Below are 18,616 nucleotides of genomic sequence, written 5' to 3' on the forward strand. Positions count from 1 at the left end.
TGTTTTAATGCAGTGTCATTACGGCCGATAACTACTTCACCGAAGCTACCTTTTAAACCCACGTACTGGTTACGTGCGGTAATATTGTCTTTATCACCTTTTGAATCAGCGTCAGAGACATCTACTTGGAACTCAAGCTTATAAATAACTTCTAAACCAGAATCTAATTTCTCAGAACCTTTGAAACCAAAGCGAGATGCGTTACTTTTAATTTCAGTAACTGAGCCTGCACCATCGTCAGAAGATTGTACCGATACATTCGCTTTACCATAAACATCAACTTCAGCGTTGGCTTGAAAAGTGAATGCACTTAATAATGATAGCGCTAAAGCAGTCTTAGTTAGTTTCATGTGTATTTCCTCAATATCGCAACACGTATTTTTCAAAACACGCGCAGTTTGACATTGGTAAATGACAAAAATATTACACATAAAATATTTCTGAAAATAAAGTGACACCCAACCTTAAGAAATACGTCACAAAAGATTCATTATAAGAATTACTTCACCGCCCCCAGTAAGTTTACGATGGTTTCTATCTGCTCTAATTGGTCGTTATCTTTGTGGTATGCCACAAAGATCTCTCTTGAGTTACTTTCTACTTCATCAACTTGAGTCAACCTTTCTGCCTCAATGGACTCTAACGCTAGTGCTTCTGGCACAAATGCAGAGCCGCCACATTGGAGAATAAGGTCGAGTGCTATTCGACCAGTGCTGGTTCTAAAATAAGGAGGGGTTGCGCCAGTAAATTGTTTTGCATGCCAAAGAGAAAAAGCGGTTCCCCAGTCAACATAAACGTATTGGTTGTCAAAAAAGTCTTCTTTTGTTGCATTGTCAAAAGTGCTTACAGGAATAATAGCAAGATCGCTGATCGGCTTAACAACCAGTTCATCGACTTTGGGCGGATCGAACAGTACAGCAAGATCTAGTGTTCGCTCTAATAATAATCGCGTGCTTTCTTGCTGAGCTTTCACTTCAGCAACAAGCGATACCCCAGGCATAGCGGATACAATATGGTTAATCCCGAATTGTAAAAATGCGTCCCAAATATTAGCAGTGCCACTCAGTGACAATTGCTTATGCATATTATTTGCGAGTGCAACATCGACCTTGGCCCGCTGCATCCCAGTTAAAATCATTTTGGCGTGTGGTAACAACCTTTCACCAGGCGCCGTTAACTGAATATTGTTACGCTGGCGGATAAAAAGGTTCACTCCTAAGCTTTGTTCAAGTTGGCGGATCCTAAAGCTTACAGCTGACTGAGTGATGTATAAATTTTCTGCCGCCCGGCCAAAATGACGGGTTTTGACAACTTCGACAAAAGTTTTTAATAGATCTATGTCCATTTTTCTTCCTGACGATAAAAATTACTCGTTTAAAAAATTATAAAACTTGGTCCATACTCCAGCCAGATAAACTTAGAGGACTCAGTTATGGATCATAATTTAGCGACTTTGAAAAATGCATTTGCAAGCCCCAGAGCCTTTTATGATGACGCCAACTTCCCTAGAGGATTCGGACGCAGTGGTCACTTCACACTACAAGAAGCCGAAATTCTTGAACGCTGTGGTGCCACGTTAAGAAGCTTATACAGCAAAGCAGCAGAACCTCAAAACAGTTTCCAATCCCAATTTATTCAGGTAATGGAAGGGTTAATCCCCCCAACTAACGCTGTCGAAAAAGCTTGGGCTAAATATTTGAAGCATACTACGTGTAAAACAAAGTTTCACACGCTATTTGGACGCTCTAAAGTTCAAAATGATGGGAGCGTGGTTATCCCAGCAGATATTGACGACGAGCTATAAGCAAAATAGCCCATAAACTATCTAGCTTAGGCGTCAAAAGAGTTGTATTATTTTCTCTTATTGGCGTCTACATTGTTTCCTCATATAAAAACATCTCAATCTCAAATCACACATCGCGCGCTATCTTTCTAGCATTTTGTTCTTAGTCATCACCTGTTTATTCTCACAAGCATTGCAATTAAGCGCAGTTGGGTTAAGAATTAGTAAAACAGGAAATGATTGGCAAAAGTTGTGTTACGGAAAATCTTAATCATTGAAGACACCCCCACAATTGCAAAGGTGCAAAAGCACATTGCAACCACGGTGGGATACCATGTAGATATTGCAGAGTCTTTGGCTGAAGCCAAAGTTTTATTATCACAGCATGATTATTTTTGTGCCGTGGTAGACTTTGTGTTACCTGATGCGCCGCTTGGCGAAGCCATTCCCTATACGGTTAAGGCTGACGTTCCTACTATTGTTATGACAGGTAACCTCGAGAGTCAAACTCGCTCAATCGTAGAGCAGTACCCTATTATTGACTATATAACTAAGGAAAATAAGCAAGCCTATCATTATTTACGGCGCCAATTAGAGCGTCTACCAAGAAATGAAAATGTCAGAGTACTAGTTGTGGACGATTCTATTTCGTCGAGGCATTATGTGTCAGCGCTCCTCGCTCGCCATAAATACCAGGTACTAGAGGCCTGCGATGGCTTAGAAGCGCTCGCGGTATTAAAAGACAATCCCGATATCTCCGTGATCATTACCGACAATGAAATGCCAAATATGCGAGGCGAAGAGTTATGCATCGAAATCAGGCGACTCTACACTGACGATGATAAAGCTATAATCGGTATCTCAGGTGTTGAAACTGCTAATCTATCCACACGCTTCTTAAAAAATGGTGCTAATGACTACCTCAGAAAACCTTTTAACGCAGAAGAGTTTTACTGTCGTCTTAGCCAAAACGTCGATATGTTAGAGCATATTCAAACGATACGCCGACAAGCGAATACAGACTATCTAACCAACTTACCAAATCGACGCTACTTTTTCGATACCGTAAAGAAAAGTCTAAAAGCGAGACATAAAAAAGAGCTCCATGGACTGATAGCGATGATAGATATTGACCATTTTAAGCAAGTAAATGACAATTATGGCCATGAGGGAGGCGATGCAGTGCTTGAGTCTATTGGCCAAGCGTTTGCTCAATATTTTCCCAATGATTTAGTCGCTCGATTAGGCGGCGAAGAGTTTGCGATATATTTTAAAGATACGGTGACTGATCATTGTAAAGAAAGGCTGGAGCGCTTTCGGGAATATCTGGAGCAAAGCAGTAACGAACTGACCGCTCAGCAGATCCCGTTTACTGTTTCAATGGGGCTTGCTGCTCAGGTGACCACAAATATAGAAAGCCTGATAAAACAAGCTGATGAGCGTTTATATCAGGCTAAAGATACAGGAAGAAACCGCTTAGTTTACTAAGCGCTTTCTCTTATCTCTATAAGAATCAAAACTAAACATACGCCAGTAAAAACGCAATGACAGGAATGAATCAAACTGATTAACTGCAACACTACACCCACTATCGCCAATAACACAGCAAACTTTTGCGCTGTTCTTAATCTTTCCGATAAGAATAACACCTCTAACAATACGTTAAGTGACGGGTTGATGTAATAGCCTGAGCTCGCATCTAACATAAAGCATGTTATTAACAGTCCCCAATTAAAATTCAATCGCATCAATATGGACACGTTACTTAAAATAGATAAACGCAATTCCCTACATAAAAACGGCGAGTACAGCGAGTAAGTGTCCTTTCGTTTACTCTTCAATCACGGGCGTTTAATCTTTAGAGGGCTCAACTAAGAGGTCAATCATTATACTCATTTTTATTAATCACGGCGATGAAAGTTAGATGAATTAACAATCGCAAAATCTAAAGCCACAAGTGCTTAAAACTTAGTCAAGTCTCTTAAGATTAGATAAAAAGCAAAGACAAGGTTCAAAAAAAGCTCTAAAATGACGCCGATGGATACCCTCGTAAGCCCCCCAATTAACGACCCTCACTCTGTACTGAAAGATGTGTTTGGCTACAGTACGTTTAGAGATGGTCAGCTTGACATTATTCAGTCCAGCTTAGCTGGTCAGGATACGCTTGTACTACTGCCTACCGGCGGTGGTAAATCACTCTGTTACCAAGTTCCAGCAGTATTATTTGCAGGCGTGACAATTGTAATATCGCCTCTTATCTCATTAATGCAAGACCAGGTCGCGCAGTTAAAAGCACAAGGCATTGCCGCTGAATATATTAACAACAGTGTCGCTTGGGAGCAGCAAAGAGATACTTATGACGCGCTTTTCCAGGGTCGCTTAAAGCTATTATATGTAGCGCCGGAAAAGGCCTTACAAAGAGATTTTATCGAACGCATATCTAACTGTAACATCAGTTTATTTGCCATCGACGAAGCCCACTGCGTATCCCATTGGGGGCATGACTTTAGACCACATTACTTTCGTTTAAAAGAGTTACGTCAACATTTTCCGTCTGTTCCGATGATGGCATTAACCGCAACGGCTGATTTAGCGACACGGAAAGATATTGTCCAGCAATTAGGTATGCAAGCCCCCTTTATCTATACCGGTAGCTTTGACAGACCCAATATTCGTTACACCATCGAAGAAAAGTTCAAACCCCTGTCGCAGTTGATCCGCTATTTAAAAGAGCAAAAGGGGCAAAGTGGTATAATCTACTGTGGTAGCCGAAAACGTGTTGATGATATTGCTGAAAAACTGATTGATGCTGGGTTCAATGCAGCAGGCTATCACGCAGGTCTAGATAATGATCAGCGTCAGTTTGTACAAAACCGCTTCGCCCGAGATGACATTCAAATCGTAGTTGCCACAGTTGCTTTTGGTATGGGGATCAATAAACCCAACGTGCGATTTGTGGTTCACTATGATATTCCAAAAAGTGTAGAAGCATATTATCAAGAAACTGGCCGTGCAGGGCGAGATAGCTTGGCAGCTGAAGCCGTTATGTATTTTGATCCTGCGGATATTCCCCGCGTTAGACGCTTTTTTGAAGATATTCCAGACGAGCAACGTCGTAAAGTCGAAGAGCAGCGCTTTCAGGCGATGTCGAGCTTTGCTGAAGCACAAACCTGTCGTCGTCAAATTTTGCTCAATTACTTCAGCGAATATCAACGAGAAGCATGCGGTAACTGTGATATCTGCCTTAACCCACCAAAACAATTTGACGGCACATTAGTTGCTCAACAAGCCTTATCGTGTGTATACCGAGCTGAGCAGCGTTTTGGTATTGGTTATATTGTCGATATCTTACGTGGAGCTAATACCGCAAGGATCAGAGAGCAAAATCACCATACACTTTCAACCTATGGTATTGGGAAAGAGCACAGTAATGAATTTTGGTTGAGTATATTACGTCAACTGATCCATCATGGTTTATTGAGTCAAGATATTACACAAGGTGCAACACTTAAATTAACAGAAGCCGCCCGGGCCGTGCTGCGCGGTGAATATGTGCTACAACTGGCAGAACCAAGACTCGTAGCTAAGCACGTCTATCAAGATAAACTGGCTCAGTTTAATTATGACAAGAAACTATTTGCTAAGCTTCGTGCACTCAGAAAGCAGCTCGCAGATGAAGATGATGTACCGCCGTATGTTGTCTTTAACGATCGAACGTTAGCTGAAATGGCGCAAAGAACACCAACAACAGACAGCGAGTTTTTACAAGTATCTGGTGTCGGTTTTACTAAGCTCAGCAAGTACGGTTCCCCTTTCATGCAACTCATTCGCAATTATTTGGAAAGAGAATAATGACCACACTCACTTTAGATAATCCACACGAGGTGATTATCATCAACTGTGAAGTTACACCTCAAGACGACGAGTTTGAACTTTGGGGCAAAATATTCTTACACCATAACGCGATTCAATTAATTGAGTTCTCTGCTGGTGCAGACAGACATCAGTGGCGTTTTTCATGTGAGAATTGCAATTTCAATTTAAATTTTGAACATTACAGCGAGAGTATTTGGATAGCTCCAGATGGCGTTGATGCCTTAGAACTCCTACCTTTCCTGCGCCAACAACTTTCTCGTTAAGTCCACATAAAGCTCTTTAAGTCTATAAATATTATTACTTTTGTTGCAGAACTAAAGCAAGCTGCAACAATATCATCCATACTAAAGGAATATTAGACTTAAAGGCTCTGTGATGAATTTAAAGAGGATTTCGTGCAATAGTATTGTACTAATGTGTAGTCTAAATGCAGCTGCACAAGCTGAAAATGTGCCTGCTGTTGACTATACTAATAGCTGCGGTAATAACCGGGTTGAGGCACAAAACGACCAAAATCTTTCTCGCCAGTTAGACAGTAATCAAGTCTATCCAGAGCCAACTGAAGGCAAAAAAGTCGTCGCTATCACACTCAAACAACTTAATGTTTTCGACACTGACAAGCCTGAAGAAGACAATGCTCTATTCCGATTTGCCAACCGTTACCATATTCAAACCAAACCCGAAGTATTAAAAAGTGTGCTCTTATTTAAGGAGGGCGATACTTACAACCCAAGAAAACTCAGTGAATCTGAGCGGCTCCTTCGCAATCAGTCATACCTATATGATGCTCGTATCTATGCTACTGAGAACTGTGACGGTGATATTTTAGTTACGGTTGTAACAAGGGACCTTTGGACTCTATTGCCCGATTTGAGCTTTAGTAGAAGCGGAGGGGAAAATACTTCAAGAATTGGGTTTAGAGAAAGCAACCTATTTGGTTGGGGAAAGCGCCTTTCCTTTACGCATATACAAGAGGTTGACCGCTCCGGCTACCAGTTTGTATATGATGATCCTAATATTTTAAATTCAAGATATCGTGGTCGCATCGAATACTCAGATAATGACGATGGTGAACGCCACTATATCGATGTGAGCTATCCATTTTTTGCAACCGATACACCATACAGTTACGGTTTTACGAGTTATTCCGACAAACGCGAAGAGCCCTTATATTCTGAAGGTGAAACAATCTCAGAGTTCAGTCAGTCCACGGATGTCACGCAAGTCTACTTCGGACACTCAAAAGCGCTATCAGGCAGTTGGACCCGACGCCTCATTGGGGGTGTTAGACACGAGCAGCATACTTTCCGTAAGATAGCTGACACCACTTTACCTATTGCACAGGATAGAACACTCACCTACCCTTATGTCCAAGCTCAGTGGTTTGAAGACTCTTATGTAAAGGTACGCAATTTCGACTCTATTTATCGTACAGAGGACCTAAACTTAGGCTGGAATATTAACGCCTTATTTGGCTATTCAGCTGACTCATGGAGTGACGATAGCGAACGCCTTGTCTATTCATTTTCAGCCAATACAGCGCACTATACCTCAGATCATAGCTTATGGCGGTTTTATTTTGATGTTAGTGGCAACTGGAACAAAGACACAGATAAAACCGAGAACCTGATAGCGAAAACGACCTTTCAATATTATTTAAATACCAGCTTGTATGAGTCTTGGTTTATCAATGCAAGCTATACCTATGGAAATAACCTGACCTTTGATAATCAGATCACCTTAGGCGGGGAAACAGGGCTGCGCGGATACCCAATAAAGTATCAGCAAGGCAGTCGCAGTATGCTACTCAACATCGAAAAACGCTATTATTGGGAGTATGACTTACTACGCTTATTTAAAGTTGGTGGTGCCGCGTTTTTTGACGTGGGTCGCGCATACCACTCTCACCTGCCGATTGAAGCAGATGAATCAGTCCTAAAAAATGTCGGTATTGGCTTACGGTTAGCACCTAGCCGAGCCAATTCAGATATCATGGTTCATATTGATTTAGCCGCGCCAATTCATGGCCCGGATAACGTCGATAGCGTGCAGTGGTTATTAACGGTGAAAAATCGCTTTTAACGGTGTCGCGCTCCAATAAACATGATATAAAGCAGAAAAAATTTCTTAGGATACGATTTTGCATTTGTTAGATTTCGCACTCAGTCAATACAAGCTAATTGTAACTTTGGTGGCACTATTATCCTTCCCACTATTGATGAAAGCATGTTGCAAACTATTAGAGAAAGTAACACGCGGAAAAATAGACTCTCATCGTAAGCAACGTGCCGATCTACTCATTCGTGTACTCGTTGCATTTGTATTCGTCTGTTTCATGCTCGTGTTCTGGGGTATAGAACTTCGTGGTTTACTGGTGCTCGGCTCATCGTTATTTGCGATGCTAGGTGTTGCTATGTTTGCCGGTTGGTCATTACTTTCCAATCTGACTTCGTTCTTACTTATGTTTATTCAAAACGATTACCGCGTTGGAAATTGGGTAAGAATTGTTGACGGTGCAAACTTTGTTGAAGGCTGTATTGTAGAGATGGGGCTAATGAGTGTGGTGCTGCGTCATGTTGACGGTCATAAAGTCGTATATCCTAACAACTTGTTTGTTACTCGACCCGTTATGGTGCTTAGTCAGGAACCAACTAAACCTAAACAAGTTCCAGCACCAAGAAGAACTTTAGGCCCTAAGAAATAGGGCCTATGTCGTCAATAAAGGTTTCTAGCTGTTGTTCAACAATGCTATTTGCATGTGCAAAATAGGCTAAGTGAAAAACTGCATCACCTTCATTCACCAAAGGCAACATTTGTTGACCAATCACTATCCCACTACGAGGCGCGATAACGGCTTCTTCACTTTGACCTAGTGGGCTGTCTATATAAGCCAAGATTTGACCTTTTGATACGCGTTCTCCCAAGTTAACTTGAGCTCGAACAATACCATCAACGTCTGCACGTACCCAACTTGTTGCTGCGGCAATAACTGCGTCATGACGTTGCTTCCTGCGACGTCCACGCAGCATCCTTAGTTTACGCATGACATTCTCGACTCCTTGCAACCCAGCTGCAATAGCCAATGAGTCAAACCGCAATGCTTCTCCTGCTTCATAAGTGATAACAGGAATGTCTAACCCCGCGGCTTCACTTCGCAAAGAGCCATTACGCAGTCGTGCATCTATTGCAACCGGAGTACCAAACGCCATGGCCATTTCTTTAGTCATTTCACAGGACAAATCACCTCGGATCTGCGGTAAGTTCGAGCGATGAATAGCCCCTGTATGCAAATCGATAATATGGGTGCATTTTTTTACCACTAAGTCGAAAAACATATAAGCCATTCGAGCCCCTAGAGAGCCTTGCTCAGAACCAGGAAAGCAGCGGTTTAGGTCTCGTCTATCAGGTAAATATCGAGACTTATGAATAAAGCCAAAGATATTCACAATAGGCACCGCTATCAAAGTACCTCGCAGCGTCGTCGCGTCAACTTTACTCAATAGCTGACGCACGACCTCAACGCCATTCAGTTCATCACCATGAATTGCGGCACAGACCAAAAGTACTGGCCCAGCCTCCGCGCCATTAACGACTTCAATCGGAATAGTCATTGGCGTATGTGTATAAAGCTTTGCCACTTCCAACTGAACAGTCTGCCTTTCAGCAACCCCTACTCGTGTATCTAATAACGTAAAGGGTTGATTGATTTTAACCTTTGCCACGTGTAGCAGTCCTTTTCGCCGCCGCATTCTTCTCGATAAAGGAGATAATCAGGCTTGCAATATCTTTACCTGTAGCCTTTTCGATACCCTCAAGGCCTGGAGAAGAGTTCACTTCCATCACCAAAGGCCCACGCTCTGAACGTAACAAGTCAACACCAGCAACATTTAGGCCCATGGCCTTTGCAGCAGCAATCGCAGTGCGACGCTCTTCTGGAGTGATTTTTACCAATGTTGCAGAACCACCACGATGTAGATTTGAGCGGAACTCACCTTCTTGCGCTTGACGTTTCATCGCGGCAATAACACGGTCGCCGATAACGAAACAGCGAATGTCCGCACCACCAGCTTCTTTAATATACTCTTGCACCATAATGTTGGCTTTTAAGCCCATAAATGCTTCAATAACGCTTTCTGCAGCTTTGCGCGTCTCAGCCAACACCACACCAATTCCTTGAGTGCCCTCAAGCAGCTTGATCACAACTGGTGTGCCGCCAACCATTTCTAGTAAGTCTTTGACGTCATCTGGCTTGCTGGCGAAACCTGTGATTGGCATGCCCACGCCTTTTCTTGACAGTAACTGTAATGAACGCAACTTATCTCTTGAGCGAGTGATTGCAACAGACTCATTCAATGGATACACACCCATCATCTCAAATTGTCTGAGTACCGCACACCCATAAAACGTCACAGATGCACCAATTCGCGGAACAATCGCATCAAAGCCGCTCAACTGCTGGCCCTTAAAGTGAATTTCAGGCTCACTACTGTTGATATTCATATAACAACGTAGTGCGTCAATAACCTCTACTTCATGCCCACGTTGCTCAGCTGCCTCAATTAAACGACGTGTTGAATATAAAGATTGATTCCTTGAAAGAATGCCAATTTTCATGATTTATCCGTTTTATTACTTAAGTATGACTGCTCTGGATCAACAAGGATGCGGCCTCGCATCGCTGTACGGCCCAGTAACATTCTAAATTTCATGGTTTCTCTATCGCTTAGCGTGATTTCAATTGGCCAAGCCTGATTGCCGATAGTTAAATTTGTTTCTATTACATAACGTAGTTCTTTATGACCGCCCGAATCGGTAACAACGCGCTCATCCACTACTTTTGCTTCACTACAGACTTCATAGTCGGTATTGTCTTGTTTGGGATGGATCCAAAACCTTACCCAAAGTTCATCTTGTTCTGTTTTGAAAGGCTCAACCTTAAAGGCATGCAGACATGATGTTCTTGCTCCAGTATCTACTTTCGCTTTGATTTTTTCGATACCTAAATCGGGTAAGGAAAGCCACTCTCTCCAACCAACTGTGATCATATTATGCTCTCGTACAAAATGAGTTTGGACTTATACGCTGATTCAAGTCACTTGAAAAACAAAATAAATTTATCCTAAAGATAAAAAGGCTCTGTTAAGCCAAGCACCTTAACTTACAGTAACACCACTTACACATTTTTCAAGGTAAAGCCCTATACTGAGCTAAAGTAAAATAGAGCATTCAAACAATTTATTTCATCGCCAAGATTTTAGGACCTGTTGACCTTTCAAGTTTGTTTTTGCAGCAGTTTGATTGCCATTTATACTAGGCAGAGCCTGCGTAGCATAGTTATTCTATGTAAATCAGGCGATAACACAGTAGAAATGCCAATCAAGCGCTGCCCTTTGGGTTCACCTGAGTGTGCTTTGTTCATTGTTGCTCAACTTTTGCCTAGATTACTAGGCGGCAAGTCGAGCGTCGCGACCAAAACACACTCAGGAGAACAAAAATTAAACAGCAAAGAACAACAGGTCCTAAATAAATTTGAAAATTAAATTATCTATGTCAGTCTTGGAACGTACTTTTTAATAGGAATTAGCTATGACTGGATTACTCCATGCGTTTGTGCTCGACGGTCAAGGTGGCGGTAGACTACTTTGCGATCTGAGTGAAGTAAAATCCGTAATTCACAAAGAGCCTCTTTGGCTCCATTTCGACTACAGCTTCGACGAAACGACCGAATGGCTGAAGCAACAAACGTTTTTGGATGACTGGGAAAGAGAAGCACTAACCGCAGACGAAACTCGCCCGAGGATAGCTAATGGCGATGAAGGTTTACTGGTATTCTTGCGAGGTGTGAACCTTAACCCTAAGCAGAGCCCCGAAGACATGGTTTCTATTCGCTGTTTTGCAAATGATAAATTATTTATCACCTGCCGTAAGCGCCATATTATGTCCGCCCAAGATATGTTGGCACTGCTCAAAAAAGGTCAAGGCGCAAAAAGTATCGGTGAGCTACTGTCCACATTGGTGATGCGACTTTCTGTGCGAATGCAAGATATCATCTGGCAAATTGAAGAACAGCTTGACGAGTTTGAAGACGCAATGGAAGGCACTGAGCAATTGCCCAACTATCAGCAACTGTCAACATTAAGAAGACAAACCATTGGTTTAAAACGTTATCTTAAGCCTCAAAAGCTTGCTATTAACGAACTGCTCTTAGCAAAGCCTGCTTGGCTGGACGAAGATCATCATCATATGCTCGAAGAAGCGAGCAATGCCTTAAGTCGATATATCGAGGAGTTAGAAGCCGCGATTGAGCGTGCACAAGTGATCCAAAATGCTATCACCAACCATCAAAATGAGCAGTTAAACCAAAGAATGTACGTGATGTCCGTCGTTGCGGCCTTATTCTTACCACTTGGATTTTTAACAGGCTTGTTAGGAGTGAATATTGGCGGTATTCCTGGCACAGAATGGGGCGGCGCATTTGCCTTTTTTGTTATTATGTTGATAGTGCTAACAGGTGGTATTGGCGTGTACTTTAAACGTAAAGGCTGGTTGTAAGTAGGTATAAAAGTTGGCGCTCTCGCTAGGGATCGAACCTAGAACTCAGCCTCCGGAGGGCTACGTGATATCCATTTCACCACGAGAGCGTCGGCAACATAATAATGCTTAGTGCAAGCAATTGCCAGACAATGTTTGCTATATGACTAATTAGTAACCTATTTTTTAAAAAAAGCTGTACTTTGGGCAAAAAACCAGTTATTCAACTATGCTTTGAAAATAATAAAATAGAATGATATTGCTGCCAGTTCAGAAATATCGCGATACATCATTGAGGATCCCAAATATGACACCGATGACAACAGAGCAAGTTGCAGAGTTTCTTGACGTAAAGGTTGAGCGCGTAAGACGCCTCGCACGAGAAAACTTGCTAGTCGCCAAAGACACAGATGCCAATGGCGAACCTATCTTTGACAAAGCCGATGTTGAAAAATACAAAGAACTCGCACAGCGACTGGGTGGGATCTAAACTACCCAATAGTGATAGCCAGTAATGTGATCAAGGAATATCACACGCTACTGGCTTAGCTAGTTGTCACGATAACCACTGCTTCAGTAACTGTCTCAGTTTTTCAGCTTCTGTTATTACGCTACGCTGCTCGTACCATTGAATGCTAACAATCAAATAAATTTGGCAAAATACCGTCAGTTTAGCTTGAGCGTATGAGGGCATAACTTGGTGCTTTAGAGAAAAGTAAGACTCAACTACTATAAGCGATTCTTCAACGCCACAGCTAAAACTACACACCAGCGCTGCTAAATCAAAAAAGATGTCACTATGGCAAGCATACTCAAAGTCGATTAACCGAACTCCTTCCGGACTTTGAATAATATTGCTCATGACTAGGTCATTATGGCAAAATGCCAGATCCATGGGTAAAGAAGCTAAGCTTTCTATAAGCCGTTCGATATCAACTAAGTGACGTAGTTCCTCATCAATAGCCTGAACATAACCAACTAAATCCAGTACCTCATATACTTCAAGCTCTAAGCTATGCACCTGAATAACTTGTGCTAACAATTCAGGGGTGAGCCTTGGCTCAGCACACACTTGTGGCATAAAGGTGAACAATGCCATACGAGTGCGTAGGTCGTACTGCAGTACTTTAGAAGTAATGCCTTGCTGTGCTAATTTATTTTGTGCCTTTAAGGCTTCAGTAGGAATACCATGGCTATAGCACTTTAATAGATAGCTTTCACCTTTACTCACCATCAGGTAATTATTGTTACTCACACCTTTAGTTAGCTTTTCTAATCGCTCAGGTGAAACCTTGAATACGGTATCCACCTTTACTTTTAATTCTTCAAGCTCAGAGTGCTGCAAGCGTCTTTCCTTGCTTAGCTTCATATTCTTCGTACCAACGCTTGTAGCCCCAACACGCCATCAAGGTGTAGAAAATAAATAGTACCAGCGTAGGATAGAAACCTTTAAGGTAATAAAGGTAGATGGAGGCTGCATCAATCACGACCCAATATAACCAGTTTTCAAGAATTTTCTTAGCCACCAAATAGGTTGTCACTACTGCAAAACACGTGGTAAAGCTATCTAAATAAGCGAGATCCGCTGCCATATAATGCTTGGTTAAATAACCAAGCACAACAGAGGCCACAGAAGTAATAACAATGATTGAAAGGTGTTTTGATAACGACCAAGAAACGATATCACTGGGCTTATTTTTGTCACCCTGACGCCACATCCACCAACCAACAACAGCCATGACCATGTAGTAAAAGTGCAGCAGTGATTCCATCACTAGTGCTCCGTTCCAATACAGTACGGTATAAATAAAGGTGTTTATAAAAGCCACAGGCCAACACCAAATATTTTCTCGAATTGCTAGCAATAAATAGGCGACTGCCAGCACCACAGCGATATACTCCCAGCTCGACATCGCTGTGAATCCAGCAAAGGTTTCAGTAAGCCAGTCCATTAATCGCAGGCACTATCAGCTGGAGATAAGTCGCCTGAGATAAACTTACAAACAAAAATAGATTTTCCGTAAGCTTCAAATGAGTGTTTCATTTCTTGATTCAATACTGAGGTCACTAAATCAAATTCACCAAAGACCTGAGTTGACATCGTGTTTGTGATCACCTTGATCCCTTCATGCTCATTCAGCCTATCAATAAAACCTTTAATAAAAGGGATATAGTCTTGGTGCAGTGGGTACTTGCTTATTTCAACAGAAACTTGCATGGGCGCTCCTTACAAATGGCAGCCGATTATTGATATTGCAGATTTAGATTTTCCCCACCGGTAAAATCCGATTTCGGGGTATAGTTAATCCAATCTTGCTGATAGATAATTTTACCTTTTTCGTCAAACTTTAGCACTATCAGAAATCGCCAAGGCCCTAACTCGCGTGACGCATGATTAAAGCGATTAAAAACGCCTCTAGCAACCACAGTTCGAGTCGTGGTATCGACTATCTTATCTTCTACCACCAAGGCAGGTTGTTCATCCAGCACAGCAAAATTCCCTGCAGACCAATTAAAAAAAGCCGTAATTTGCTCTTTACCTTGTGCTTTATGGCCAAAAACCATATCTTCCAACACGGCATCTTCGGCATAGAACTCGATAAACTGCCTAAAGTTCTTCCGCTGAGCATAGGTATTAAAGTAAGCATCGGCATGGCTGATGAATGTATTCTTCTTACTGATATTAACGGAGTTACTACAACCACTCAGTATTAATATAAAAAATAACAAGAACCGATAGCGCATCATAGTCACTCCAAAAGCCGTATTAATCGAGTATAAAAAAAGCGCCTGTAGCGCTTAATTCGACGATGATAAAGTGTGTATTTTTATACTGTTACTATACCCAATGGTTTAGCGGTTTTCCACGCTCCACGGGTAAAGTCTGGAATACTCAATGATTCACTGCGATTAGCGACTGATTGAGCCGATAATGGAGAAATTACCGACCAAGCGGCACCGTCGTATACGTCTTGATCTAGCGCCTCACCATTGCGCAGGCAATAGATCATCCGCCAGAACATTAAAAAGTCCATACCACCATGACCGCCGTTGCGCTGTGCTTCTTCACCCATTTTAGTCCAAAGCGGATGGTCGTATTGTTTATACCATGAATCCATTTCGTAATCCCATTCATGGAAGCTCTTCGTACCACCTTGCTCTAACGCGATACGATTAGGGAAACCAGCAAAGACCCCATTAGTTCCTTGAATAAGATTGTGACGAGAATAAGGCCTAGGCGTGGTCGTATCATGTTGTACCATGATACTGCGTCCTTTGATGGTCTTAATCATCGTGGTATTCATATCACCCGCAATATAATGTAGTTGATTGCGTTCATGATCTGCCGGAAATTCGCGTTTTGCATAGGCTGCACGACCTAGGGCGGGAGAACTCATAGAAGTTAAGTAATCAAAACGGTCACCGCGGTTAATATTCATGTACTGAGATACAGGTCCTAAACCATGCGTTGGATATAGGTTACCATCTCGCTTAGTATGCCAGTGCGTACGCCATGAGCCGGTCTTGTGCTCAATTTCTTTCATTTGCCAACGTAGCTCATGAATATATGCAGCTTCACCATGCAACAACTCACCGAATACACCTTGGCGAACCATGTTCAGTACCATTAACTCATCACGACCGTAGTTGACATTTTCCATCATCATACAGTTCTTTTGCGTGCGCTCTGCGGTGTCGACTATCTGCCACATTTCTTCAACGGTCAGCGCTAAAGGTACTTCAACAAACGCGTGCTTACCACTGTTCATGGTATCTATTGCCATCGGCGCGTGCCATTTCCAAGGTGTTGAAATGATAACGATGTCAATATCATCCCGATTAAGCATTTCTTGGTACGCTAAGTCACCACCACGATACAGCGCAGGCTTCGGCAAACCTCGCTCGCGCACAAGATAATCAGCCGATTTTTCAAGCACTTCATCATGAGTATCACAAATCGCGACAATGCGTGCGCCATCGATGTGACTCATGCGCTTTACATGACCATAGCCACGTTGGCCAACCCCAATAAAACCAACCCGAACCACGTCCATTTTTGGTGCTACGAGTCCAATGACAGAGCGCCCTTGTTGCTTAGGTACAACGCTGTTATTTTGATTAGAACTTGCGCACCCAGCTACTACACTCGCAGCCGCAGCCGCTCCTGCGGCTTTTAAAAAGTCGCGGCGGTTTATATTTTTCATTCTTACTCCTAAACGATACTTCTTAACAGCACTAATACTGCTCGCTATCAAGCTAACCTATCCCAATCTTAGGTTCAAAACATTGCGATAAAGCCGCAAAAAAAGCGCTTGAAGCGCTTTTTCTTAAAATATATTAAACCGTTAAATTGCCCTGATAATATTATTCAGACAATCCTCTTTTTCTAGCACACTGGAATATAACGCAAACTGGTTCTTCGCACGGTCAAGATTATGATTGGCTCTGTGGGTTGCAAAATAATTATCTCCATCTAGGTGATCTGTTAAAAATCTCAGACCTATCATGAATGGCATCACTTTTGCCCCAAGAATAAAACTGTCTTTTTCTGCTGCAGTCACACTGTCTTGTAACGGTTCAATATACCCTTGCGCCAGCGCAGCAAAGATATTTTCTCTTACCTGCACATTACTCAAATTCGTAGAGTCTTCAGCTTCTGGTGAACAGAAGGTGCGCACCATATCGCCAAAATCAAACAACCAGTTACCCGGCATACACGTATCTAAGTCGATAACGGCTCGTGCTGCATCACTCTGTGTTGAAAACAGCATGTTGTTGATTTTGGTATCGTTGTGGCAAGCTCTAAGTGGCACTTGTTTTTGTGCCTGCTGCAATTCTTCTGCAAGTGCAAATTGCTGCTGAAAAGCGGCGATAACATCACTGCACTTTTCCGCGCGACCATGCTCATCTTTCGCTAGTACTTGGTTAAATGCGTCAATACGCATCGCCAAGTTATGAAAGTTTGGAATGACATGATGTAACTGCGCGGCATCAAAATCATTTAGCGCATGCGCAAACTGCCCGAAGGCGTTTGCAGCCGTTAATGCTTGTTGTTCGTTTGCCACTACGTCTTCGCTATAACTGCGGCCAATAAATGCAAGCGCACGCCAAACTTCGTCATTAATATCGACTAAATATTGGCCTGAACTCGTCGCTAGATGCTTGATGATAGCGAGACTATATTCACCATTTAAGGCTTTTGCTGTTAAGTGCTGTTCAATCGCTCGCGCATTTTCAACAAGGTGTAAAGGGTTTGGAAATACCGTGGTATTTAGCTTTTGTACTACCATGGTTTTGTGGTTGTCCTGCAACAGCATAGTCGTGTTGATATGACCACTACCAATCGGCTTCATTTTAGCTTCTTCACTAATGAGACCATATTCATCAGCGAGTTGTTGCGCAACGGCTTGATACTCCATATTCACCTCAAAAGGAGTTAAGTCGGATATAGTTGTGTGGAGATGATTATCTTCCCTGACGTGCTTCATAAATCTTTCTCGCGACAATGTCTAGTTCGCTCTTATAAGTTATACCGTACCAATGTGATTTAGCTTGGTAGACCGACACGGTTTGTAGGCCCTTATTGATACTGTGTTGGATACAATCCGGCAGATAATACTCTTTTTTGACACCGTTGTCATAATTCCTTAAAAACGCGTTAAACCCGGCTTCTAATGAATCAAAAAGTGACGGCATCACCCCCCAGCAGGTCATCGAAGCCAGCGCAGACTTCGCGATTTCACACCGCTTACCTGCAATATCGCCTGACAACTCGCCGTTTTCAAAGCGAATATCTAATGCCTCTTCAACCGAGTGTAGTTGTTGCGCCTGTACCTGACAAACACCACGGTTTACGCCACCTTGATCTGATAAGGTATTTATAATTGGATATGCGACCATCGCCATATTTCTATGATGTTGAAAATGTTCAACAAGCTGCTCAAATGCATCAGGCCCGTAATAATCATCCGCCGTAATAACTATCGCTGGCTTATCAACGTATGGTTTTGCACACAACAACGCATGCCCTGTGCCCCATGGTTTTTCTCGCCCTGCCAAACAGTCGATAAATTCATTCGGAATATCGCTAAGCCTCTGCTGCACTAAAGTGATGTTCAGCGCCTCCGGCAATCGTGGCAATATCACATTTTCGATTAGGCTTCGCACTTTGTCATTAATGATCAAAATAACATCGCGCACACCAGCATGATGCGCGTCAATTATGCTCAATTCCATAATGCTTTTATCGATATTTGGTAGCGCTGCAACCTGCTTATTACCACCAAAGCGGCTTCCTAATCCACCTGCCAAAATGATCAGCTTAGGGGGTTGTTCGATTCGTATCATTGAAAATATATCAAAACTCAAATAAGCGGATAAGTGTACTGAGCTTTTGCGCAGAATAAAAGCAATTGCGAGAAAAGG

Annotated in this window: 20 protein-coding genes, 1 tRNA gene and 1 pseudogene (1 of these 22 cut by a window edge); 8 read left to right on the forward strand and 14 right to left on the reverse strand. The window is 42.4% G+C overall.

Annotated elements, in window-relative coordinates; genetic code table 11:
• Positions 1-350 carry the start of a porin gene (locus tag CWC29_RS13515; RefSeq protein ID WP_128727742.1) on the reverse strand. Its footprint begins 580 nt before the window's first position, so 350 of the gene's 930 nt are visible here — the first part of the coding sequence; the start codon lies at positions 348-350; the stop codon falls past the left edge of the window.
• Between the two features lie 149 nt (positions 351-499).
• Positions 500-1,345, reverse strand: a complete 846-nt coding sequence (locus tag CWC29_RS13520) for a LysR family transcriptional regulator (RefSeq protein ID WP_128727741.1) — start codon at positions 1,343-1,345, stop codon at positions 500-502.
• Positions 1,346-1,432: 87 nt separating this feature from the next.
• On the opposite strand from CWC29_RS13520, the gene maoP reads away from it, so the two are divergent.
• Positions 1,433-1,804 carry a DUF413 domain-containing protein gene (gene maoP, locus CWC29_RS13525; protein WP_138524200.1) on the forward strand — a complete coding sequence of 124 codons (372 nt, stop codon included), beginning with the start codon at positions 1,433-1,435 and terminating at the stop codon, positions 1,802-1,804.
• Between the two features lie 231 nt (positions 1,805-2,035).
• Positions 2,036-3,271, forward strand: a complete 1,236-nt coding sequence (locus CWC29_RS13530; RefSeq protein WP_193554576.1) for a GGDEF domain-containing response regulator — start codon at positions 2,036-2,038, stop codon at positions 3,269-3,271.
• Positions 3,272-3,311: 40 nt separating this feature from the next.
• On the opposite strand, the pseudogene CWC29_RS23755 reads toward CWC29_RS13530, so the two are convergent.
• A pseudogene (locus CWC29_RS23755) lies at positions 3,312-3,525 on the reverse strand (EamA family transporter RarD); the annotation flags it as partial.
• A gap of 295 nt (positions 3,526-3,820) precedes the next feature.
• Between CWC29_RS23755 and recQ the strand changes: the two are divergent.
• The 4 genes from recQ to CWC29_RS13555 all read left to right on the forward strand — a co-directional run bounded on the left by recQ (position 3,821) and on the right by CWC29_RS13555 (position 8,363).
• Positions 3,821-5,635 carry a DNA helicase RecQ gene (recQ, locus tag CWC29_RS13540; RefSeq protein WP_167815431.1) on the forward strand — a complete coding sequence of 605 codons (1,815 nt, stop codon included), beginning with the start codon at positions 3,821-3,823 and terminating at the stop codon, positions 5,633-5,635.
• On the forward strand, positions 5,635-5,922 hold the full coding sequence (locus CWC29_RS13545) for a DUF3630 family protein (protein ID WP_128727737.1): 288 nt from the start codon (positions 5,635-5,637) through the stop codon (positions 5,920-5,922). The genes recQ and CWC29_RS13545 overlap by 1 nt, the downstream gene beginning before the upstream one ends.
• Before the next feature lie 151 nt (positions 5,923-6,073).
• Positions 6,074-7,741, forward strand: coding sequence for a POTRA domain-containing protein (locus tag CWC29_RS13550; RefSeq protein WP_128727736.1), 1,668 nt, complete (start codon positions 6,074-6,076; stop codon positions 7,739-7,741).
• A 58-nt stretch (positions 7,742-7,799) separates the two neighbouring features.
• Positions 7,800-8,363, forward strand: a complete 564-nt coding sequence (locus tag CWC29_RS13555) for a mechanosensitive ion channel domain-containing protein (RefSeq protein WP_128727735.1) — start codon at positions 7,800-7,802, stop codon at positions 8,361-8,363.
• Here CWC29_RS13555 and CWC29_RS13560 read toward each other — a convergent pair.
• The 3 genes from CWC29_RS13560 to CWC29_RS13570 are packed head-to-tail and all read right to left on the reverse strand — an operon-like array spanning position 8,353 to position 10,704.
• A complete protein-coding gene (locus tag CWC29_RS13560; RefSeq protein ID WP_138524196.1) occupies positions 8,353-9,381 on the reverse strand; it encodes a succinylglutamate desuccinylase/aspartoacylase family protein in 1,029 nt (342 codons plus the stop codon). The two genes, CWC29_RS13555 and CWC29_RS13560, sit on opposite strands and share 11 nt — an antisense overlap.
• On the reverse strand, positions 9,368-10,273 hold the full coding sequence (gene rimK / locus CWC29_RS13565; protein WP_010378991.1) for a 30S ribosomal protein S6--L-glutamate ligase: 906 nt from the start codon (positions 10,271-10,273) through the stop codon (positions 9,368-9,370). The genes CWC29_RS13560 and rimK overlap by 14 nt, the downstream gene beginning before the upstream one ends.
• Positions 10,270-10,704, reverse strand: a complete 435-nt coding sequence (locus CWC29_RS13570) for an ATP-dependent zinc protease family protein (protein ID WP_088531788.1) — start codon at positions 10,702-10,704, stop codon at positions 10,270-10,272. Before CWC29_RS13570 ends, rimK begins: the two co-directional genes overlap by 4 nt.
• A gap of 541 nt (positions 10,705-11,245) precedes the next feature.
• Between CWC29_RS13570 and CWC29_RS13575 the strand changes: the two genes are divergently transcribed.
• Positions 11,246-12,211: a zinc transporter ZntB gene (locus CWC29_RS13575; protein WP_128727733.1), complete on the forward strand. Its 966-nt coding sequence runs from the start codon at positions 11,246-11,248 to the stop codon at positions 12,209-12,211.
• 14 nt (positions 12,212-12,225) lie between these two features.
• Here the strand turns inward: CWC29_RS13575 and CWC29_RS13580 are convergent.
• A tRNA-Arg gene (locus CWC29_RS13580) sits at positions 12,226-12,300 on the reverse strand.
• A gap of 197 nt (positions 12,301-12,497) precedes the next feature.
• On the opposite strand from CWC29_RS13580, the gene CWC29_RS13585 reads away from it, so the two are divergent.
• Positions 12,498-12,680 (forward strand): helix-turn-helix domain-containing protein, encoded by a 183-nt coding sequence (locus tag CWC29_RS13585; protein ID WP_010607231.1) that lies wholly within the window; start codon positions 12,498-12,500, stop codon positions 12,678-12,680.
• A 66-nt stretch (positions 12,681-12,746) separates the two neighbouring features.
• On the opposite strand, the gene CWC29_RS13590 is transcribed toward CWC29_RS13585, so the two are convergent.
• From CWC29_RS13590 to CWC29_RS13620, 7 genes are all read right to left on the reverse strand, one after another.
• A complete protein-coding gene (locus tag CWC29_RS13590) occupies positions 12,747-13,559 on the reverse strand; it encodes a phosphotransferase (protein ID WP_235956576.1) in 813 nt (270 codons plus the stop codon).
• Positions 13,522-14,142, reverse strand: a complete 621-nt coding sequence (gene pnuC, locus CWC29_RS13595) for a nicotinamide riboside transporter PnuC (protein ID WP_128727732.1) — start codon at positions 14,140-14,142, stop codon at positions 13,522-13,524. The genes CWC29_RS13590 and pnuC overlap by 38 nt, the downstream gene beginning before the upstream one ends.
• Positions 14,142-14,408 (reverse strand): YkoF family thiamine/hydroxymethylpyrimidine-binding protein, encoded by a 267-nt coding sequence (locus CWC29_RS13600; protein WP_128727731.1) that lies wholly within the window; start codon positions 14,406-14,408, stop codon positions 14,142-14,144. The genes pnuC and CWC29_RS13600 overlap by 1 nt, the downstream gene beginning before the upstream one ends.
• A 26-nt stretch (positions 14,409-14,434) precedes the next feature.
• Positions 14,435-14,938: a nuclear transport factor 2 family protein gene (locus CWC29_RS13605; protein WP_128727730.1), complete on the reverse strand. Its 504-nt coding sequence runs from the start codon at positions 14,936-14,938 to the stop codon at positions 14,435-14,437.
• Between the two features lie 80 nt (positions 14,939-15,018).
• Positions 15,019-16,395, reverse strand: a complete 1,377-nt coding sequence (locus CWC29_RS13610; RefSeq protein WP_102057530.1) for a Gfo/Idh/MocA family protein — start codon at positions 16,393-16,395, stop codon at positions 15,019-15,021.
• A gap of 141 nt (positions 16,396-16,536) precedes the next feature.
• A complete protein-coding gene (locus CWC29_RS13615) occupies positions 16,537-17,610 on the reverse strand; it encodes a phosphotransferase enzyme family protein (RefSeq protein WP_128727752.1) in 1,074 nt (357 codons plus the stop codon).
• A gap of 46 nt (positions 17,611-17,656) precedes the next feature.
• Positions 17,657-18,538, reverse strand: coding sequence for a nucleotidyltransferase family protein (locus CWC29_RS13620; RefSeq protein ID WP_162847795.1), 882 nt, complete (start codon positions 18,536-18,538; stop codon positions 17,657-17,659).
• Positions 18,539-18,616 lie beyond the last annotated feature (78 nt).

The sequence above is a fragment of the Pseudoalteromonas galatheae genome (genome assembly GCF_005886105.2).
Classification (GTDB): Bacteria; Pseudomonadota; Gammaproteobacteria; order Enterobacterales; family Alteromonadaceae; genus Pseudoalteromonas; species Pseudoalteromonas galatheae.